Origin of the sequence: Hyella patelloides LEGE 07179 (genome assembly GCF_900659865.1) — a bacterium.
GTDB lineage: Bacteria > Cyanobacteriota > Cyanobacteriia > Cyanobacteriales > Xenococcaceae > Hyella > Hyella patelloides.
Genome location: NZ_LR213835.1, coordinates 1 through 21,141, shown reverse-complemented (window position 1 = coordinate 21,141; position 21,141 = coordinate 1). Strand labels below are relative to the sequence as shown.

Annotated in this window: 20 protein-coding genes and 1 pseudogene; 9 read left to right on the top strand and 12 right to left on the bottom strand. The window is 36.1% G+C overall.

From position 1 onward, the window contains the following. The first annotated feature begins 29 nt into the window (after window positions 1-29). Window positions 30-887, top strand: coding sequence for a carboxylating nicotinate-nucleotide diphosphorylase (gene nadC, locus H1P_RS12905; protein WP_144867696.1), 858 nt, complete (start codon window positions 30-32; stop codon window positions 885-887). Between the two features lie 95 nt (window positions 888-982). On the opposite strand, the gene H1P_RS12900 is transcribed toward nadC, so the two are convergent. The 7 genes from H1P_RS12900 to H1P_RS12870 form a co-directional block, all read right to left on the bottom strand. Then, on the bottom strand, window positions 983-1,747 hold the full coding sequence (locus H1P_RS12900) for an MBL fold metallo-hydrolase (RefSeq protein WP_144867694.1): 765 nt from the start codon (window positions 1,745-1,747) through the stop codon (window positions 983-985). A gap of 371 nt (window positions 1,748-2,118) precedes the next feature. Next, entirely contained in the window at window positions 2,119-2,835 is a 717-nt protein-coding gene (locus H1P_RS12895) for a PFE-CTERM domain-containing protein (RefSeq protein WP_144867691.1), read from the bottom strand. 847 nt (window positions 2,836-3,682) lie between these two features. Then, window positions 3,683-4,078: a glycine cleavage system protein GcvH gene (gene gcvH, locus H1P_RS12890; RefSeq protein ID WP_144867689.1), complete on the bottom strand. Its 396-nt coding sequence runs from the start codon at window positions 4,076-4,078 to the stop codon at window positions 3,683-3,685. A gap of 43 nt (window positions 4,079-4,121) precedes the next feature. After that, the gene (locus H1P_RS12885; protein ID WP_144867715.1) at window positions 4,122-5,633 is read right to left on the bottom strand and encodes a sensor histidine kinase; all 1,512 of its coding nucleotides are present in this window, start codon (window positions 5,631-5,633) and stop codon (window positions 4,122-4,124) included. Between the two features lie 619 nt (window positions 5,634-6,252). Further along, the gene (fabD, locus tag H1P_RS12880; RefSeq protein WP_144867687.1) at window positions 6,253-7,140 is read right to left on the bottom strand and encodes an ACP S-malonyltransferase; all 888 of its coding nucleotides are present in this window, start codon (window positions 7,138-7,140) and stop codon (window positions 6,253-6,255) included. A gap of 197 nt (window positions 7,141-7,337) precedes the next feature. Next, the gene (locus tag H1P_RS12875) at window positions 7,338-8,213 is read right to left on the bottom strand and encodes a hypothetical protein (RefSeq protein WP_144867685.1); all 876 of its coding nucleotides are present in this window, start codon (window positions 8,211-8,213) and stop codon (window positions 7,338-7,340) included. A gap of 443 nt (window positions 8,214-8,656) precedes the next feature. Further along, window positions 8,657-8,860, bottom strand: a complete 204-nt coding sequence (locus H1P_RS12870) for a hypothetical protein (RefSeq protein ID WP_144867683.1) — start codon at window positions 8,858-8,860, stop codon at window positions 8,657-8,659. Between the two features lie 283 nt (window positions 8,861-9,143). On the opposite strand from H1P_RS12870, the gene H1P_RS12865 reads away from it, so the two are divergent. Together H1P_RS12865 and H1P_RS12860 are read left to right on the top strand one after the other, a co-directional pair. Further along, window positions 9,144-10,826: a glycoside hydrolase family 13 protein gene (locus tag H1P_RS12865; RefSeq protein WP_144867681.1), complete on the top strand. Its 1,683-nt coding sequence runs from the start codon at window positions 9,144-9,146 to the stop codon at window positions 10,824-10,826. 256 nt (window positions 10,827-11,082) lie between these two features. Further along, complete coding sequence (locus H1P_RS12860) at window positions 11,083-11,592, top strand: GNAT family N-acetyltransferase (protein WP_144867679.1); 510 nt, start codon at window positions 11,083-11,085, stop codon at window positions 11,590-11,592. A gap of 68 nt (window positions 11,593-11,660) precedes the next feature. On the opposite strand, the gene H1P_RS12855 is transcribed toward H1P_RS12860, so the two are convergent. Together H1P_RS12855 and H1P_RS12850 are read right to left on the bottom strand one after the other, a co-directional pair. After that, window positions 11,661-12,107: a hypothetical protein gene (locus H1P_RS12855; protein WP_144867677.1), complete on the bottom strand. Its 447-nt coding sequence runs from the start codon at window positions 12,105-12,107 to the stop codon at window positions 11,661-11,663. A gap of 206 nt (window positions 12,108-12,313) precedes the next feature. Continuing rightward, window positions 12,314-12,643: a DUF3082 domain-containing protein gene (locus H1P_RS12850; RefSeq protein ID WP_144867675.1), complete on the bottom strand. Its 330-nt coding sequence runs from the start codon at window positions 12,641-12,643 to the stop codon at window positions 12,314-12,316. A 383-nt stretch (window positions 12,644-13,026) separates the two neighbouring features. Here H1P_RS12850 and H1P_RS12845 point away from each other — a divergent pair, with 383 nt between their 5' ends. Continuing rightward, the gene (locus H1P_RS12845) at window positions 13,027-13,506 is read left to right on the top strand and encodes a sterol desaturase family protein (protein WP_144867673.1); all 480 of its coding nucleotides are present in this window, start codon (window positions 13,027-13,029) and stop codon (window positions 13,504-13,506) included. A 3-nt stretch (window positions 13,507-13,509) separates the two neighbouring features. Beyond that, window positions 13,510-13,677 carry a hypothetical protein gene (locus tag H1P_RS36035; RefSeq protein WP_186375948.1) on the top strand — a complete coding sequence of 56 codons (168 nt, stop codon included), beginning with the start codon at window positions 13,510-13,512 and terminating at the stop codon, window positions 13,675-13,677. A gap of 154 nt (window positions 13,678-13,831) precedes the next feature. On the opposite strand, the gene H1P_RS12840 is transcribed toward H1P_RS36035, so the two are convergent. After that, a complete protein-coding gene (locus H1P_RS12840) occupies window positions 13,832-14,758 on the bottom strand; it encodes a pentapeptide repeat-containing protein (protein WP_144867671.1) in 927 nt (308 codons plus the stop codon). A 134-nt stretch (window positions 14,759-14,892) separates the two neighbouring features. Next, the gene (locus H1P_RS12835; protein ID WP_144867669.1) at window positions 14,893-16,539 is read right to left on the bottom strand and encodes an iron uptake porin; all 1,647 of its coding nucleotides are present in this window, start codon (window positions 16,537-16,539) and stop codon (window positions 14,893-14,895) included. Window positions 16,540-16,761: 222 nt separating this feature from the next. Here H1P_RS12835 and H1P_RS12830 point away from each other — a divergent pair, with 222 nt between their 5' ends. The 3 genes from H1P_RS12830 (at window position 16,762) to H1P_RS12820 (ending at window position 19,567) form a co-directional block, all read left to right on the top strand. After that, complete coding sequence (locus H1P_RS12830; RefSeq protein ID WP_144867667.1) at window positions 16,762-17,550, top strand: ABC transporter permease; 789 nt, start codon at window positions 16,762-16,764, stop codon at window positions 17,548-17,550. A gap of 212 nt (window positions 17,551-17,762) precedes the next feature. Beyond that, window positions 17,763-18,527, top strand: a complete 765-nt coding sequence (locus H1P_RS12825) for an ABC transporter ATP-binding protein (protein WP_144867665.1) — start codon at window positions 17,763-17,765, stop codon at window positions 18,525-18,527. Window positions 18,528-18,547: 20 nt separating this feature from the next. Then, window positions 18,548-19,567, top strand: a complete 1,020-nt coding sequence (locus H1P_RS12820) for an ABC transporter substrate-binding protein (protein WP_144867663.1) — start codon at window positions 18,548-18,550, stop codon at window positions 19,565-19,567. 40 nt (window positions 19,568-19,607) lie between these two features. On the opposite strand, the pseudogene H1P_RS39365 reads toward H1P_RS12820, so the two are convergent. Further along, a pseudogene (locus H1P_RS39365) lies at window positions 19,608-19,706 on the bottom strand (MBL fold metallo-hydrolase); the annotation flags it as partial. Window positions 19,707-19,977: 271 nt separating this feature from the next. On the opposite strand from H1P_RS39365, the gene H1P_RS12810 reads away from it, so the two are divergent. Beyond that, complete coding sequence (locus H1P_RS12810) at window positions 19,978-20,313, top strand: hypothetical protein (protein WP_144867661.1); 336 nt, start codon at window positions 19,978-19,980, stop codon at window positions 20,311-20,313. Window positions 20,314-21,141: the final 828 nt, after the last annotated feature.

Sequence of the window (21,141 nt, the reverse complement as noted above, 5' to 3'; positions counted from 1 at the left end):
TTGATTACCTCATCCTTTATTCTTCAAAAATGTCTGCAATATTACCTCCTTGGATTGTACTCGATCCTTTACTAAATAATTGGTTACAAGAAGATATTGGTAGGGGCGATCGCACTACTTTGGGTATTTTTAAAACTAATAAAATTCAGACTAAAGGTTATTGGATTGCTAAAGAAGCAGGAACTATTGCAGGATTGCCTTTAGCTCAAAGAGTATTTGAAATCTTAGATAAATTTGCGATCTTTATACCTTTAATTACAGAAGGCAAATCAGTAAGCAAAGGCGAAACTATTGCTGAATTTTCTGGCGCAGTACAACCATTATTAACAGGAGAAAGAGTAGCCTTAAACTTAGTTATGCATCTTAGTGGAATAGCCACTATGACTAATAAATACGTCCGAGAAATTGCCGATTTACCTACCCAATTAGTTGATACTCGTAAAACCACTCCAGGCTTAAGAATTTTAGAAAAATATGCTACCGCCGTAGGTGGTGGTGGTAATCATCGCATGGGTTTAGATGATGCAGTGATGATTAAAGACAACCATATCCAAGCAGCAGGAGGAATCAAAAATGCGGTTTATTTAGTACGTCAAAACATTCCTTATACAACTACCGTAGAAGTAGAGACTACTAACTTAACAGAAGTAACCGCAGCAATTGAGGCACAAGCTAATATTATTATGCTGGATAATATGCAACCTGAAATGATGAAAGAGGCGGTACAGTTAATCAAAGCTAGTCAGCAGAATATCAAAATTGAAGCTTCAGGAAATGTCACTTTAGATAATATTAGAATCATTGCAGAAACAGGAGTAGACTATATATCAACTTCTGCTACAATAACTCGTTCTCGTTGGTTAGATTTAAGTATGAGGTTTGGTTAGGTTTTAGTGGTTAGTGGTCGGTAATTATACCATTTATCAAATAAACCATTACTCATTACTTTTTCATTTTTTTTCTTTTCAAAACAAACTATTTGTTAGAAATTAAATACCTGACCACATTTAACAAAACCTTGAAAGCCATCTGCTTTTGCTGAAGGTAATTCTCCTGGTTGATAGCCATAAAGCCACATTTTATTTTTAATACTACTAGGTAATTCTTTTAATTGTTGATAATGAGCATGAACTTCAGTTGGGTGTGAAGTTGTTTCACAGTCTTGATAAATACTATCTGCTTCTTCATAGTATTGACTAAGCTCTAACGGGCAAAATTGAGTATCTGTAGTTAAAAATATTTTGTGTTTGTTAATAGCAAAAAATAAACCATAACTAGGCATTAAATTTTTATATTTATTAATATGAACTACTTTGATTAATTTAAAATTAATATTATTCCAATTAAAACCTCGATCGCTAGCTATAGGAAATAGCTTAAAAAAACTATTAATTTCTACAATACTTTCATTAATAAAACTCATTCCTCCTGCTAAAGTTTTTTGCCAAATATCATCTTTTAATTGTTCGTGGATATATAAATTAGGGCGATCGCATTTCGGATCGAATTTAGTATTAAAACCAATGTATTCTAAGCCACCTACATGATCGGAATGTAAATGACTAATATAAATATCTGTAATATCTAAATGAGAAAAACCCGCTTGGTATAGAGAAAATCTGATATCCGAACCGCAATCTAACAAGAGCTTTTGATTATTGTCATGAATTAATAAAATATTTGATTGAAAATTATTTGCCCCCACTGTAAAAGCTGACCCAGAACCCAAAAAAAGCAACTTACTCATTGCGCGCATTTTTTTTAGATAAATTAATTCTCAGTACAGCATAAAAATAAATTGACATCTGGCAAAATTATTTTAAAAATTTTCCGTAGAATTACGTAATATGAAATACTTAAATGCTTGCTACGAATACATTGTAAGGGCGAACAACCTCGCCCTTACCAAAATGATATGTGCATCATTCTTTATTTATATTTCATCTAATTACAAAAAATAACCTGTTCTGACTCAGCAAAACAAGCTATTAAATTACTTTAAATTGGTCTAGTAGCACCTATCTCAAAACAAGCTTTTACTTATTTGAGTTAGATATTCTTATGGAACACTTTCTATAACTTCAATATCTCAAAGCATTGCATACTCAAAAATTAGTCTTATTTTAAGTCAATTTTAGCTGTTTGTTTGCGCTTGAGGTAAGAAGAACCACCGAACAAACCACCCACGAAGAATAATCCTAGAGCGGGGGAGAATACAAAAGGAACAGCAGCAGAAGGAACTTCTGTAATAGATATATTATCAAAACCTGCTGCGGAGTTACCAGAAAAAGGAGTATTAGACTCGGCTAGACTAATAAAGAAAGTATAATCACCAGCAGTTAAACTACTAACATCTACATTCTGACTAAAAGTTCCACCACCATAAGTTGGTTGATTCAATAGGGTGACAAGACCGCCTGAGCCTGCGATACTGACAGAAAATGAATCTGAAGCTTCACCATTACCCTGAAATGCCCAATCAAAGGTAACATCTAAACCATTAGTAATATTGTCAGTAGTTACAGAGAATAATCCAGACTGCCCGCTTGAGTTGACATCATCAGAACTAGCAGCAATGCTAGCATCGTCACTGGTTGCACCTAATAGAAGAAAAGTGTCTCCATCAGCAAATATATCACCAAATTCAGAATTATCGATAGCCAAAGCACCAGATGCGGAATTATCACCCAAAGTACTAGGAGTTACTGTAAAGCTAGTATTATCAATAGCCTCAGTTCCAGTGATTGCACGAACAGGGTTGGCATTCCAAACAATAGGAGAAACTCCAAGTAAGAATAGAGCTACTTTGGAGTAAATTTTACGATTAATTTTCATTAAATTTCTAGGTATTTTCTAGAGTACAGAGATAGAGCAATAATTATTATTTAACCCTTCTGCACTGCATTATAATCACAGAAATATGCTAGTGCCTTCAGTATTTATCAGGAGAAAATTTCCCTTAGTTTTTATTGCTTGAAGTTAATACTTAAGTAGTTATTACTTTGATGTTTTAGCATCAGTAATTGTACTTAAATCAAAATATTTATCGTATAAATAATGGTATTGAATATCACAATAATTAATTAGGGAGGGGTATGCCTCGCCCTAACCTTTGATTGCCTTGATATGTCGCAAACATTTTTTGATTTGGTATTAACTACTAAATATTATTGTTTTAAATTTTATAGACTATACTTTTTTTATAATTAATAATTAAAAGATAGCAATACAATATTAGTAATTATACGGATGCTTAATACTTTCTTATAAGTTATTAATTAACACAGTAATTTAGTAATTTAGTAATTTTACTGAACTTAAATTTTTATAATTATCCAAACTATAAATATATCTTGCTGCTTACAAAAACAGTTTTATACTCATAGTATTTTCACTATCAGTAATTAAGCTGATAAATAATAATTGAGTAAATTAAAATAAAATATTTACTTAGTATTAATATATTTACGGTTTATTGATTGCTATATGTCTTTCTATCAAGATTAGACATTTAGACTAAAGTAGTTACACGATATTCACGATTGATACCGCGTCTTTGTTTTCAAAGTAGACGCGACTCAAATTAAAGAAGTCAGGGGACAAATGTTTTGCAAAGTTGCGCTCTTCCCCAACTTCTCATTTTTGAAACCAAATCGGCAACGCTAATTATGGCTTTAAAAATTTATTCGTCTTCCCCTTCTACTTGGGCGCGATATTCAGATGCAGAAAGCAGATCGCTTAATTCATCAAGATTGTCAACTCTAATCTTGAGTAACCAACCTTCTCCATAGGGATCTTCTACAATTGATTCAGGGGTTTCAATAGCTGTTTCATTACGGTCGATGACTGTTCCAGAAACGGGAGGATATAAATCTTCTACTGCTTTTACTGACTCAATTGTGCCAAAATTTGATTCTAATTCTAAAGAATCTCCCACGTCTGGTAATTCTAAAAAGACAATATCACCTAATTGATCTAGAGCGAAGGCACTAACACCAATAGTTGCGATTTCTCCATCTAAACGTACATATTCGTGGGTATCAAGGTATTTTAAATCATCGGGATATTCTAATTCCATATTTTACTTCCTTAATCGCCAAGCAAGTTTTAGTTTATCCTGTTTATCGATGATTGTTAATCCTTTTTCCTAAAGGGAGAAAAATAGTTAATTCTTTTCCTTGTTGGGTTTTTTGTCTAACTGTCATTTTCCCTCCCAAAGCTTGGAACATATTTTTAGTTACATCCCAATTAAGACTCAAGCATCCTGTTTCTGGTTGGAACATTAATAATTGACCGAGAGCTTTAAAAGGGTTTTTGCTACTATCACTTTGAGAGATTACTTGTAGCTTTAAACGATCGCCAGCAGTGGAAACATTAACCTGAATTTGTCCTCCATTAGAAATACTACGGGTACAGCTTTCCATTAGACCAGTTAAGGCTCGATCTAACATAGCAGGATCGCTGACTACTTGGGGTAAATGTCGGGGAACGCTAACATCCAAATTGACATTACGTCGCTGTGCTTGTTTTTCCCAACGAGGAATAGTTTGTTGTAAGAGACTTTCCAAACAGCAAGGAGTTAAGTGAACTGGTTGTTTGGTTACAGGAGTTGATTCTAACTCGGTAGCGCGGAAGATTAATTCCATGCGTTCAATTTGTTCGGTACATTCGCGATCGATCGCTTGTAAACGCTGAATAACCTTAGCCGAAAAATCTTGTTTCTTTTTCAGTAATAGTTTGGTTAGGGTACGAATTGTTGTCAGAGGAGTACGGATTTCATGGGTTAACGCCTGAAGTAATTCCATCTCTAACTGGCTGTTGGGATGGAGTAAAGACTGGGTATACTCTACGGGTTCAGTTGCCGATTCTGAAGGAGTAACGGTTTCTATCTGACGGGACATATAAGCACCGCCTTTCGAGGGCGGAGTCAGCCCCTCACGAGTATTTTCAATAGCTAAGGCAGTTAAATTAGGTAAATTATGGAGTAATTGTCGGCTAAACTGACTAACTAAGCGGTAATCTGGGCAATTAGGACTAAAATTAGCTACCATAGCATCTAATTGGGATAATTCTGGATAATTAACCAATACTAAACGCGATCGCAAAGTTTGCCAAGCTTTATCGATAGTTTCTGGTGCAAAAGAAAAATGAAACTGGGGATTTCCTGCTTGATTTTTTCCCAACACCATTACTAAAGCAAAGGTAGTGGTGAAGATAAAGCAAAATTGTTCCTGAATAATCGGATCGTTAGGAATTAAGGGTAATTTCCATAAAGGAGATTTTGCTAAAACTTGAGTATTCTTATCTTCTTGAGAACAAGGCATTAAGGCTTTAAATTGAAAAGCTTCAGGAGTAAAAAGCCCTGTTTGTAGATGGGATATCACAGAAAGATTGCTAAAAACAGGTACGGGGGAAGAAAAGACCAAACCTTGAAGAGTTTCCCCATCATAAGAATTACAGTCAATGGTATATTTGAGAAGGCTTTCGGCTGCTGCGATCGCTCCAAACCATTCTCTTTGAGCCTTCAACGACCGTATAGATGAGTTTTCTGGCAACATTTTGCGATCGTCAACAAATTGGTTTTCACAATCGTTCAAGACATCACTTAAAGTTTGTAACAACCTATTTCCCACTCTTTCTTCAACCTCCACCAATAGCTCATTATCGTTAGTTATTATTATTAGTACCCAAATTGAATCGGCGATCGATAGATCGTCTAAATCACTTAATTTGGTTAGATAAGTAATATTACTGGTTTTTACTCGATCACTATACTATCGGTGTTTTTTGTTTCTTTTAACCCGTAAAACCGAACTTACTATGGGTGGATATTACAAGGATGATGGATGAAGGATGAAGTACAACAAAGAATTAAAGGGTATTGTCCGCTCCTTTGTTTCCCTTAAACCAGAAAAACGGCAGAGAAGCCTATGTTATTTCTGGGTTGGAGAATAAATAGCCATCCGCCGTCGTTATTAGTTAGTAGCTGTCGCTCTTGATCGCTCTTTAGGTTCTAAAACCCTAGAATTAGTTGTTGGTAGAATAAACAGCCAACACTTCACAACTATCAATACGCATTTGTCTCAGGATACTTGCTACTGGGACGCGATAGCGAGTCCTTGAGGGCTACTTATGAATAGACATCTCCAATAATTATGCTGAAACCCTTATGATACCCTTTAAAAATCGAGGTTTCTGGAGATGTCTAATAGTTAACTAAACTTGTTCTAACCAATCAACGTACTGCAATATTCAACCGAGTTTTTCTAATTGCTCTAAAGTTCCCACGTTAGCTAATTCTACATCTTTACAAGCCCGTTTTATTAAACCAGTTAACACTTTACCAGGCCCTACTTCTACTACCTGAGTCACTTCTTCTTTACTCAACTGTTCCATAATTTCACGCCATCTTACCGAACCTGTCATTTGAGCAATTAAACGTTGTTTTAAGTCTGCTGAGTTACTACTAGGTGAAGGAGCGACATTAGATAAGACGGCGATTTTAGCTTCATTAAAGGTAACTTGCTCTAGTATTGTTTGAAATTGTGCAGAAGCTTCTGTCATTAAAGGAGAATGAAAAGCACCCGAAACATTAAGCTCTACTATTCGTTTTGCTTTGACTTCTGCTAATACTTTGTTAACTCCTTCAGGTGTACCAGAAATAACTACTTGACTACTACTATTGTCGTTAGCTAAAACAACATCTTTTCTACTATTAATCAGGCTTTCTAGTTGTTCGCGGTCAAATTTCATTAATGCTGCCATCTTACCACCAGCAGCATTTGTCATTAATTCCGCTCGTTTTTTTACCAAGCTAAGTCCTGACTCAAAATCAAAAACTCCTGCTGTGTATAGAGCAACATATTCTCCTAAACTATGACCTGCTACTAGCTGAGGTAGTCCCGTTTTCTCTATTAGTAAATCAGCTAAAATTGCTTCAATTACATACAAACAAGGTTGAGTATAGAGGGTTTGAGATAAAGTAGTTTCTTTTCCTTTACAAATCTCCAACACTGACCAACCTAAAATTTGTTCGGCAATTTCAAATTTAGTTTGAGCCGAGGGAATTGCTTGTAAGTCAATTCCCATATTTACTACTTGAGAACCTTGTCCAGGAAATACCCATGCTGTTTTCGTCATTGCTTAATGGATTATTAATAATGTTAATTTGTACTTAACTGACAATTATCTCATATTGGGTCATCTTAAAATTTAGCTCTTGACTGTTTGTTCTGTTCCCATGCCAAAAAAAATCAAAGAAAGTACATCAAAATAGGAAACAACCAAATTTGTGAATAATTATGTGTAGTTACTGTTTTTTTCGGATAATTTATGCACTATTCAAAGGGATAAATATAACCTTCTAATCCTGATTCTTTGAGGTGCTTTATAAATTCACGAGCAGGTTCTTTTTGAGTAAAAGCACCCATATAAATAAAAACTCCTTGGGGAAAATTGACTAAAGAAACATTAGGAACTTTAGTTTTAGCTATTTCTAGAGAGCGATCGCCTGTATATTCGGTTAATATATAATAATACTGGGAATTGTTTTTAACTTGAGGAATAATAATATCTTGCGGTAAGTTAGTTGGTGGAATTGCTAACGGAAGATTATCTGGTAATTTATCTTGAGGCACTTCTTCGTCATCTCGCGTTTTTTCTGTGGTGGGAGTGGCAATATTTTTCAAATTACCGAGATTAAGTTCCACAAATTCTTGTGTAGTTAAATCGCTCTTTCCTGCGGTAATTAATTCTTGATTATTTTCGGAGCTAGAAGCTATAAATTCAGTTTTTTGCTTGTGAATAAAAATAGCTACAGCAGCAATTAAATGACTTAAAATTATCAAAAAAATTGCACTAATTTTCCAACTGTTAAAAAACTTTTTTGGTTTAATATTTAGCTCTTCTGTCTTAGGGTTTTGTGCTTCTTCAGAATGTTCTAAATGTTGTGTGAGTTCATCATTATCATTATCTAATAAGTTATCATCCCATAATCGAAGATCGTCATCTAATAGTTTTGCTGAAGTCAAATGACGGGAGGAAATGCTTCTGGTCAAGAAGCATTTTCCATTTATGCTCGAATGGGGACTCCCGTGTTGACCGTTAGGGTTCTTTTTTGGTGGATTAAAAAGGTTAACTTGTCCTGTTGAAAATGGTTTATGAACAATACTAAATCTTTTTTTTTCAGTGTAAGATTGGGACTCTTTAGTCATGATAATTACCCATACCCGTAAAATCGACTACTAGCATAACTTTGAACTAATAAATCTGCCAGTCTTCAGTCTTATCACTGAATAATAAATATTGAAAAGTTACCTAAAAAAATTAATAAATGCGGTATATACTGAGATGGTTTTCTGCCATATTATTAATTTCTATATAGCACTTAGGATCGTGAATTAAATAACTTACAGATTAGGTATGGTGTTGTTAGCATAAGCGTAACACCGATATTTTAATTTTGGATTTTCTTAAATTCTCATTCCTTATCTAGAAAACTAGTATTTTATTAGGATAAAATAATCCTAACCAATTGCTTAACTTTTAATTTTTAACTCTTCTTTTTTGCGCCTTCGGACGACACAGAGTTACACCACTTAATTCCAATTTTTTCCAAAGTTCGATATAATACCTCATAACTCAGAAAAATGCTCTGTTAAGATAAAAAATGCTGAGCAATTTTATTAAATTCCTGTAAAATTTGCTCGTAATTAATACCAAAGAAAATTTGCAAAATTAATAATAAAATCCCAATGGTAAAAGCAGTAGAAACGCTCGCTTTTAAAATCTGAACCATCCAGGTAAAAATGAGCCAAGCAATAACAAGCCCTACTGCGATCGCAACTATTTCTGTAGACATAATATAGCAACCTTAAAACATTAATACCTTATACTGTTTACTATCTAATTTTTTCTTTTGAGCAATATTTGAGATAATTATCTATTTGTCTATCATACCTCAATTTAGTAATAGGCAAAAAAGTTCAGTTATGTCGATTGTATTGTTTTTGCTTAACAAAAATAGTCAAAAAGCAATGTTTATTATTTTTTATGTAATAAAATGAAGTTTGTAATGTAAGGCAAAAACAATAAAATAACTGTTTAAAAGTAAATAACCTTCAACAATTAATAATTAGCTAATAATGAATAAATCCCCAAACTATACCGAGCGAAAATGGTGGCAAGATGGCATAATTTATCAAATTTACCCCTTAACTTTTGCTGATGGTAATGGAGATGGAATCGGAGATTTACAGGGAATCACTCAAAAATTAGACTATTTAAATGATGGTAATCCTGATAGTAAAACCTCTTTAGGAATAGATGCTATTTGGCTTTCTCCTATTAATAAATCGCCAATGGCTGACAATGGTTACGATGTCAGCGATTATTATGATATTAGTGCAAAGTTTGGCACATTAAAAGACTTTGAAAATTTACTAGTAGAAGCTCATAAAAGAGGTCTTAAAATTATCTTAGATTTAGTGGTTAATCATACCTCTAATCAACACAGTTGGTTTCTCGAATCTAGCTCCAGTAAAACTAATAGTAAAAGTGATTGGTATCATTGGCAAGACCCCAATCCAGATGGTAGTGTTCCTAATAACTGGCTATCTTATTTTGGTGGTAGTGCCTGGACATTCAATGAAGCCAGACAACAATATTATTATCATACCTTTAATAAAAATCAACCTGATATCAATTGGCAGAATCTTGAAGCAAGAGCCGAAGTTTTTCAAATAATTCGCTATTGGTTAGATAAAGGCGTAGATGGTTTTCGTTTGGATGCATCTAGCGTTTACAGTAAAGATAAATATTATCGTTTTAATCCGATGAAATTTGATGCTAAAGATCGTAATAAGTATGATAATCAGCATCATCTATACAATAAAAATTTACCAGAAAATCATCAAATAATCAAAGAAATTAGAAGCATTATTGATGAGTATGAAGACAGGGTTTTAATTGGTGAAACTTTTATTGATAGTTCTCTTTATGACTCTAATAGTTTTTATGGTGTAAATAATGATGAGTTGCATTTACCATTTGCATTTCAATTTGCGATGAGTCCTTGGTATCCAGGTTATTTACAACGAGTAATTGAAGAAAAAGAGCTAACAATCCCAAACAATGCTCGTCCTACTTACTTCTTAGATAATCACGATCTTCCTCGTCATTTATCCCGTTGGATTGAGTGTAGTCTGTGTACTAATCCATTAGGAATTGCCCAAGCAGCAGCAGCTATTTTACTAACTGTTAAAGGAACACCTTTTCTTTATTATGGTCAAGAAATTGGCATGGTAGATAATGAAGATATTCCCGAAGATAAAATTAAAGATCGAGTAGTCGTAAAAAGCGATACTGAAGAAACCCCTCCAACAAGAGATGGTGCGCGAACTCCCATGCAATGGGATGATTCTGTTCATGCTGGTTTTAGCTTTGGTAAAGATGTTGAACCTTGGCTCCCAGTAAATCAAGACTACAAAGAAGTTAATGTTGCTAGTGAATTGGCTCAGGAAGAATCTATTTTAAATTTTTATCGTCGTTTAATCAAAGTCAGAAAAAATAGTAAAGCTTTACGTCAAGGTAATTGGTATACTTTAATTAATTATCCTTACGAACATTTAGCTTATATAAGAGAAAGTAAAGACGAAAAAATATTAATGATTATTAACTTCTCTTATGAAAAAGAGTTCGTTATCGATCGCGATCTTGAAACTCATGATTGGCGAGTTTTAGTCTCTAATGTTTTAGAAGATAATTTAATAATTAATTTACCTCAAACCCTACAACCCTTTGAAGTTTCTATTTTACGTAAGGAATAATAGTTAAATAAATTTAAGAAGAAATTACAAAGCCTACGGCTTTAGCTATAAGCTTTAAGCTTTAAGCTTATAGCCTTCCATAGTAATCGCGCTTATAGCTATATTTGGGATGGGTATTAACCCTTTTTAGCTTAAAGCTTTAAGCTTTGTAAAATTAATACTTTCTTGCGTATTGCTAGCTTTTTCTTGCTAATGTGCGAGAAATTGTATTACCTAAGAGCTTAAAAACTACTATAATTAATTTCTTTTTATTGGTATGAGCAAATTACAGATCGAACAAGTTAATTATTCTGAAGCAATATCAGCAATTAAAGCTATTCGGGTTAAGGTATTTCAAGAAGAACAAGGAGTAGCTGAAGATTTAGAATTTGATGGTTTAGATGAAACAGCTATACAATTATTAGCTTATCTCGATCGCAAACCAGTAGGAACAGCCAGAATCAGATATCTTAAAGAGCAAACTGTCAATACGGGAGCCCTAAAGGATACCGCTTCGCATATGGAATATGCTTCTTTACCAGAAGAATTTCCTCTCGTCAAAATAGAAAGATTAGCCGTATTATCAGAAGCCAGAGGTAATGGTGTTGGTAAAAAGTTAATGGAAACAGCTTTAAAAATAGCTGCTAGTAAGAATTATAAAATAGCCATAGTTCATGCTCAAGAATATATCAAACAACTCTATCAGCAATTAGGTTTTGAGCAAATAGGAGCTTCTTTTAAAGAGGCTGGTATTGTTCATGTGAAAATGATTAAAACAATCAGTTAATAATTATTTTGTCATGGGTATTAAAAATTTCACAGATTTGCTCATCAAATTAAATGCATGACAGTTTATCAAGCTCTAGACAATAAAATACCACCACAAACTACTAATATTGTTCCTATTATTGCAACTACAGAATTAACTGTTTTCCACTCCGCAAAAATAATAAGTCCTCCCAACACAGCAACTAAAGTATTCATGTTATAAAGAGGAGTTAAAATGGCTAAAGGAGTGTCAAATTTAAGAATAGAATAATTAACTAAAGCTGTACCTAATGCCCACAATAATCCCGAGCAAATACTAAAAGCAATAGCCGTAGAATTAAGAGATGTTCCTGTTTCATTTAATAGAGGCTTGACTAATAATCCTGTTAAAGCAATTACTAACCCGATAATTATTAAATAGGAAGAGGTAGATATTTTGTAACTTGCTCCTGCTTTCATTGTAATAGCAAAAATACCATACAAAAGAGCAGGAATAATCCCGCCTATAACAATGCCTAATGTGTTGTTATTCATAAATTAAGAAAGAGGGAGATAGGGATCTAAAAATTGTTTTAAATATCAAGTTTAATTCTTATTTTTGGAAGATCGCGTTTATAAATATGGCAAGCTACATCGCTATCTCCAATTATTGAGAGATGTATTAGTGTAGGAGAAAAGCCAATAGAATATGTTGAGTACAGTGATTGAAATCAAACTCGATAGCGATCGCACAATAACAATCACCCTTCACTAGAAGCTTTATTAGTCAGACTTTTGATAGTTACTTGAATACCCAAAAGAAATAAACCGATCGCTACCAAGCCAAAAACCCCCGTACCCAAAGCAGCCATTCCAATAACTAAAGTTCGCACCGCAGTAGTTATTTTAATGACGATTACATTGGGAGAAACTATCGGTTTATCTGCATAAGTTTCCACAATTGCACTCATGAGGAAATAAACCATTACTGCAATACCTCCAGACACTACAGAGGCAAAGAAACAACTCAAAGGCGTAACTTCTTTTTTTGCCGCTTTGGAAGAGGTGGATTTATCTTGAGAGTCACTCATGGTTTTGCGATCGCGTTTTGGGTAGCATTTTCTATATTAACTGATACTTTAGCCGAGAAGACATCTTGAATATTTTAAATTTTGAGCGTTGCATATTCTCAACTCTCGGTGGGTTCGATGCTTATTAATTGTCCATCTAGCTCATCTATCAAAATATAGACCCGTCAGGACTTTACCATACATCACGCACTCTCTGACCGATAGACATTAAACAGCTTCGCTAGCTTATATTGGCGATCGCTCTATACAACTAGATTATGATTGCGTTGTCATATTACCTTATTTAGTCATATTAGCTTAGTATAACTAGCAGTAAATATTTTTGCTTAAATTATTAGAGCAAAAATTAATACAAATTTGTTTTGAGGACAAACTAAAAAAGTATGCAATTATTTGCCTGTTTCGTGTTCGCTTTTATTTTTGGTAGCTTTCTTGAATATTGGGTGCATCGTTTGATGCACCTTTGGCCGAAATTTGGCAATGGAATTACGACTCACTATAATCATCATCATATTAATAAAACTAAAGGATTTGTCGGAGATTTTTTCGATTTTAGTTTAGTATCTTTACTGGTATTACCAACTTTTTTTATTTCCCTATCAGTAGGAATTATTTTTATTTTGGGTACAGTAGCTTTTGCAGCTTTTGCTTCTTATGCTCATCAAATACAACACTACAATCCAACTAAATGTTTCTGGATGAAAATGCCGATTCACTATGTTCATCATGAAGACAATCAATGGGATAGCAACTTTGGTTTGGCTGTAGATTGGTGGGATCGTATTTTCGGAACTTACAAGTTTGTAGAATCTCTGAGTCGAGAGCAATTGAGCTTATCAAAATCTGGCATTGCAGAAAAATAAGGGATGAGTACGATCGATTCGATGGTTTGGGGCGATTTTATGTGGGCTATGGAGTCAAGTGAGATCGCCTTATCATCTCTCATCGGTTTAAAACCCCGTGCTAAAGCACGTAAGAGATTAACAATTTCGACACCAAGTCTTCATATAGACAAGCTAAAGAGTAAAGATTAAGGTTGAAGGCAAGCTGGATGGGGTAAAAATCACCCGTCCAGATTTCATACCAGAGGTGCTGAGATTCACAAGTAACAAGTAATGAGTAATGAGTAATGGGCTTTTCCTTGTTCCCTCGCCTTAACCACCCGTTTAAAAACATAACAGCTTAAACCTATTGGGGGACATTTAGCGCACCGTTTTTACGCAGCCATTGTTTTTGTTCTGGGGTTAAACCTTTTGCTTTGGTAAACACCGCATTATCAACATTACAATCAATAAAATCAACCTTATCCCAGACAGTATTTTCTAAATTGGCATCTTGTAAAATAGTTCCCTTAAAATAGATTTCTCTAAATGTTGCACCTTCTAAATTTGCCGTTAAAAAAGAAGTATCGGTAAAATCAACTCTTTCTAAGATTGCTTGTTTTAAAGTAGCTTCTATTAACTCTGCTTGAGTTAAATTAGCGTCAGTAAGATTTGCAGCAGTAAAATCAGCATCTACCAGATTGGCTTCACTGAAATCCGATGCGGTGAGATTACTGAGATTAAAATTAGCTTTCAATAAATCCGAGCCTCTCCAGATCGTATGAGTTAGATTTGCTTGAAATGCGATCGCTTTTTGGGACTTGGTATGGCTAAAATTACTATGGGGAAGACTGGCTTTAGTGAGATTGATTCTCTCTAAACTTGCTCCACTAAAGTTACAGTTAGTACCCTTTGCTTCTCGTAAATCAGCATCAGTCATTAAGGCAAAGGGAGCTTCTAAAAAATCAAGATTCGCACTATAAAATTTAACTTTTGTTGCCTTGGCTTCTTTAATATTAGTTTTGTTCAGACAAGCACTATTAAATTCTGCTTTGGTTAAAATAGCATTAGTCAAATTAGCATTACTTAAATTAGCAAACCGCAAAATAGCTCTACTAAAATCGGTTTTTTGACAAGAAGCGTGACTCAAATTTGCACCTCTTAAATATGCTTCGGGAAATTGAGCTTGATTTAAGTTAGCGTATTTTAAATCAATATTACTTAACTCTGATTGGTAAAAAGCCTTTTGTTCTTGAATTTGACTGAGAACTTGTTCGCGGGTAAATAAAGTCATATTGTTGCTATTTAATTGCTTTATCTCATACTTTAAATCAGAGTGTTACCCAAATAAAATATGATTTAAACCTCATTCACAACGAAGCTAATTCACATTAAGCGTAATGTATACCAACAAAAATGCCATACTATTTAAAATTGAAAGATAGTACGAATCGTTCCTACATAAATAGTGTCGTTATCATTATCTCCTTCAGGATTAATCACAACTAACAAACCAGGGTTAATGCTGATGTTGTTGCTCACGGGATAACGATAAAAACTTTCCAAATGCCAAGAGATATCGTTATTTTCAGAACCACTATCATTACTGGTTACTCGCGGTGGATTTCCGATAACCAATCCAGCCAGACTTCCTTCTTTACCCAAATCGGTAACACCTAAAGTAACAGCCCAGTTGAAGATTGTCGCATCATCATCACGATTTACATCAGCATCGTTAAACCCAACACCATTACTTTTCGCATTGGCGAGAGTCAAACCAGCCCACCCCGACAGATTTATAGACGAACTGATACGAAAGCTAGATTGAATTCCAAAATGATCGGCAGAAGTAGCAACCTCACCAAAGGGGGTATTCGCTAGTTGGCTTCCTGTCAAACCTGAAACAAAAGCTTCATCTTGAGGATAGTAAGCACGCACATAGGTTAAACCTAGATCGAGATTATCAATTGGCTTGACAGCTAACTGAGCCAAAGCAGCATAAGAACCATTAAACAGTCCATCACCCTCATTAGGATTGTCGGCATTTCTCGCCAGATATCCTAAAGTCAGACTCACAGAGTCGCTGAAGTCATACACGGCGGTTATACCTGCACCTCCAGCACCTTGAATATAAATAGGATTAAACCTACCAAAACGAGATATGGAACCAGTTATGGCGTTAGCAAAGAGTTTGTTGAAATTATCAGAAGCATTAAGATTAAAACGTCCTCTGGTAGCGTCAATGTGAAAGCGTAATTTCTCTGTTAATGGAAAACGGTAAAATAATTTACCAATTACTAAAGAGTTATTGGTATTGCGCTCAAAAGCAAGACGAGTCATATTAGTTCCCGTAACATTTACGCCAAAAGGAACAGTATTAAGAGCATCTAAACGAACTTTCAACAAATCTTTGCCTGTAAAGTTGGTATTAAAATTGAGGCGCACTCGATTATTAAAGACGATTTGGTCTTCTAGATCTTCCCCACTATCATTGGCTTTTTCGTCTCCAAAAGCTCCACTAACACTAAAAACAGCTTCTCCTACCAGTTTGGTAGTAGTAGAAAACTGACTATCTTCGAGAAAAGCGGTACGACCTTCTAGACTATCTAATCTCGTCCCTATGGTAGCCAGTTCTGCTTCAAATTCTTGGACAAGTTTTTGTATGGTTTGAATATCTTCTTCGACAACAGCTTCAGAAGAGGCAATCAACCGCTCTATCTGTTGTAAACAGGAATTTAAACCCGCAGCAAATTCATAGCGAGTAATTACTTGCTCTCCTCGGTAAGTGGCATTGGGAAAACCCACGATACAGCGATGCGACCCCGCGTCGCCGTCAGGCGCAAGGGAACGCGCATCGAAGTAACGATCAGTTAAACCCCTCAGTGCTTCATAAGCCCAGTCTTCTGGAGAAATATCTCGCAGTTGAGAAACGGAGTTGATTTGTCCTAATGGTTGTGGTGCTTTCGTCGAGCTTTTTGGCTCAATTTCATTCGCACTTGCTTTAGCATTAACACCTGAAACACAGCATAAAGCAAGGAAACTCAGTCCCAAAATGCTCCACCAATTTTTAAACATTATTGACTCCTCACACTTGGGTTAAATGTTTTTTGGGAAAAGCATTTAACTTGTAATTTTTTGTATCGGAATAGTTTAGAAGACAGAAGCAACCTGCGTCAAAAGACAACTGGTCGAATTTGTAGATAGATTCTTTCTAAGTTTGACGCTTTGTCTTTTGACAAAAAGATAATTTTTAGCTCAACATTTAAAGTTACTGAGGAGATCAATCCAGAAATCCCCATGAACTTGACTTTGTGGAGTAAAAAACCTCTATATCATTTAAAACCCATTTTGCCTGAGCTAGTTGGTTTAGCAATCTTTTTAATTTTATGGCAGTTAGGGGCTATGCAGTATGGCTCTATAGTTTTACCTTCCCCTAGGGAAACTGGTATAGCCATCGGGCGTTTGGCAACTACGGGACAATTGGGAGATGCTCTTTTAACTACCAGTTTTCACCTCCTTGCAGCTTTCACTATTGCTGTCTTGCTAGGAATTTTTTTGGGCATCATAGCAGGTATTAAGTTGTGGTTTAAAAAGGCAATTAGCCCCATTATTAGCGCGCTTCAGGGCATTCCTCCCATCGCTTGGATTGTTCTGGCTTTACTGTGGTTTGGCACTGGCAATGCAGTTCCCATTTTTACCATTACCGTAGCTACTCTGCCCATTATGTTTATTGGTGCAGTAGAAGCTATACAAACTTTTCCCACTCCTTTGTTAGAAATGGCTAGTCTATTTCGCACACCTCAAAATGTGCTATTGACTGACCTTTATTTTCCCCATTTACTTTCTTACATTTTTCCCTCTCTGGTAGCGGGGCTAGGATTGGCATGGCGAGTAGCAGTGATGGCGGAACTGTTATCCTCAGAAACAGGAATCGGAGCGGAGTTAAATCTGGCTCGTATTAATCTGGATACTGATGAGGTAATGGCTTGGATTGCAATTGTGGTAGTCTCGATCTGGATCGGCGAATATCTAATTTTGCGTCCCCTCCGTTATCTATTAGAACCTTGGCGACGTACAGAAACATAGAACAAGGTAGCATTAAAAACACCATCTGCTTTTTAACCTCACTTTGTTCGTAGCTATAAGCTTGGGTTAAAGTCCAAGAATTCTATCTTTTTAAGATGAAGAATCTTCAATGTTATTAGTAGTTTAAATCTACTTTTAATTAGCTTAAAGCCGATCGCGAAGCAGTTTTAATCCATACGTCTAATATTCAAAATCCTCAATCTGGAAGTTCCTTGTTAATTCTCGATCGCATTTACTACCAATATGACCTCTATCCAATCCTTGATGGAGTCAGCCTCACTTTAGCTCCAGGACAAATCCTCTGCTTAACTGGACCTTCTGGCTGTGGCAAAACCACAGTGATGCGAATTGCTGCGGGTTTAATTAAACCCAATTCTGGTGTAGTTAATAACAGATTTGCTGGCACTGCCTACGTTTTCCAAGAACCCCGACTCCTTCCCTGGCAAACCACTCAAGAAAATATCGCTTTTGGACTCAAAGCTCAAGGTATTTCCCCAGCAAAACGCGATCGCTATTCCCAAGAGTTGGCACAACAACTAGGTTTAGAGAAAGCTCTTAATCATTACCCACATCAACTTAGTGGCGGAATGCAGCAGCGCGTAGCCTTGGGTCGGGCTTTGGCAATTAATCCCGATTTACTTTTGCTAGATGAACCATTCAAAGGCTTAGATATCGGTAGAAGGCGAGAGTTTCAAGCAATGTTACTGAAATTATTGAGCGATCGCAAATTGGCAGCTTGTATCATCTCCCACGATCTAGCTGAAGCCGTTCGCTTTGGCGATCGCATTTTAGTAATGTCACCCTCTCCCAGTCGTATAGTACATCAGTGGCAATCTCCCCAGTCTCCCGCTACCAGAGATGAAGTCTATATCTATCAAGAAGTTTCTCAACTCCTCGCTTTACCCCAAGTTAGCAGTTGTTTCCATCTGAACAATATCGCCTCTCATCCTAACTTTATGAAAAGTCAAAGTAACTGATAACTAATAACTAATTTATTATGTTCTCCGCCAACCGTCGTCGTTTTTTACAATTTCTCACAGCTACTACAGGGTTAACTTTAACTTCTCCCCTGTGGGTTTCTAATAGTCCAGCTTTCTCTCAATCTCAAAATCAGCAGCTAGGAAAATTAACCATTGGGGGTTCTCCCATCGTGATTACGGTGCTGCTGGCGTATCTATCCGAGCAAGCTCAGATTCAAGCTTTGGCGCAAGAAGTTGATTTGAGCATTTGGAAAACTCACGATCAACTCCGCGCCGAGGTAGTTTCTAATCAATTGCAAATATCTGCCACACCCACATCTCTAGCAGCTAATCTCTATCAGCGAGGTGTCCCGATCAAGTTACTCAATGTTTTAGTCTGGGGTGTCTTGAATCTTTGGAGTGGGGACGAAAACATCAGCAGTTGGCAGGATTTGAGGGGCAAAAAGCTCTTGATTCCTTTCCGAGGAGGATTACCAGCACAGTTATTCTTTTACCTCGCTAGTGAAAATGGGTTAAATCCAGAACAGGAATTAGACATTCAATATACAACTGATTTTGCCCAAGCAGTTCAATTATTGTTAGCTGGACGAGGAGATGCTGCACTTCTGGCCGAACCAGCAGGAACAGGAGCAGAAATTCAGGGTCAAAATCAAGGGATACCAGTGCAATCGGTGTTGAATCTTCAGGAAGAATGGGGAAAAGCAACGGGCAGAGAACCCCGCATACCCCAAGCAGGAACTCTAGCCTTAACGTCTCTTATTGAAAAGCATCCAGAGGTAATTGAAGCAGTACAAACAGAACTCATCAATGCAACTACTTGGGCAACTGAAAACCCAGCAGAAGCAGCCCAACTAGGAGCAAAATATCTGGGATTAAAAGCACCAGTAATTGAAAGTTCTCTAGCAAAAACCCCTTTGAAAATGGTTACAGCAGTGGAGGCTCAAGAAGATTTGGAGTTTTGGTTTTCCCGCTTGATGGAAAAAAACCCCAAACTGTTGGGAGGCAAATTGCCCAATGCAGAGTTTTATTACGGCTAGAAAATAGCGTTACTGAATAGGTAAAGGGATAAAGTCTGTATTACCCTTGCATCCAGCTTAGACACTTGGCTAACTCTTGCTGCATTTTTTCGGGATCGGCATGATAGCGTCTGCCATGTCCTGGCAAAACCCAACTAAACCATTGGAAAAACGTCCTTCAAAATATGGTGGACTGGGTGGAGTAATCTGAATCTCTAAATCCAAAAAATCGTCGAATAATTGTACGGTGTTAGTAGCATTAAATATATTTCCTGGTTCTGCAAGGCTATCACTTAGGGGTTTCAGATGCTATTGATGTCTGCTAATATTCTATGTAAGTTCCTTTTCCAACGTCAAAATCGTGTACTGGAAAAAGTCACTCCCGCTAAGATGATTGAGGTGTATTTTGGGCGATTGCTCAATTGAAACTTATGACAGCATTAGACAAACAAAAAGTGCAAGCTATCGAGCGCAACTTTTCAAATGTAGTTGATTTTTTAGACCGCAAATTACATAAAACCAACATACATCTAAAGGAAGTACCTTGCTATTTTTATCAAGGAAACGAGTCAAAACTAGAAATAACAGTATTTTCTAATCCTAGAATAGCCACAATAGATGTCAGAATGATTAACGTCAGAAATGATGCTAGAGAGCCTTATTTTGAATGTAGTTACGACCTAGCTGATCTGTCAATGACTGTGTGGGAAAAAGCTATTGACGACCTAATATCTAAGACAAACGAACGGGAGAAAGATTCATTATAATTAGCAAGAATTCTGGAATACTTGAAATAAACCACTAACTTAACATTGCTTAACATCGTGTCCCATTTTGTGCGTATGTCGACTGTAACTCTTACTGAGTAAATAATCTCGTGTTTAAAAACAACATTACATAAACTTACTAAGTAGGTCGAGATGATTAAAGTAAACTATGTTTCACTTTGTAAACTCAATGTGATTTATATGCCATAGGTTGAATTTGAGCATCTTTACATTCGGGCGTTGGTGAATCAAGGTATGATTTTTAAATTTTCATACTGTACTCTTCTTAAAAAAGCCCTAAAGGATTCCTTTCGGTCACGCACCGCCCCGTTCGAGGTTTTCCCCATTCGAGGACAAGCCTCGAACATAGGGACGGAGCAAGAAGCTTAGAGCTTAGAGGAGGGGCTGTCTCTTGGGGAGGTGGCGTATTCTGGGGAAACCCCAGAATCGTGTGACCGCCGTGTTTCCCCAAGAGTTTACATTGTCCTCGAATGGGGATACGCCCCGTCTTAGAGCTTAAAGCTACGAACAGAAACATTGAGCAAGGAAGCCCGTCGCCCTAAAGGATACACCTTCGGATAAGGTTTCCTCGACATGGGCAAGTCTTGCTTTTGTACGTCATACATCAAATTACCAACGCCTACATTCGTTTACTTGGTTCAGTTTATTTAGGTCAACCTACTTAGACTAAAACTTAGGACCAGGGCAAACGCATCTAAATTTCAAAAGCTAGACAGAAAAAGAGATTGAAGAAGTTCAATAGCCTCAAATTAAATTTAATATCTGCATTTTTTTGGATTTTAAGTCGCGATCGACACAACTTATACC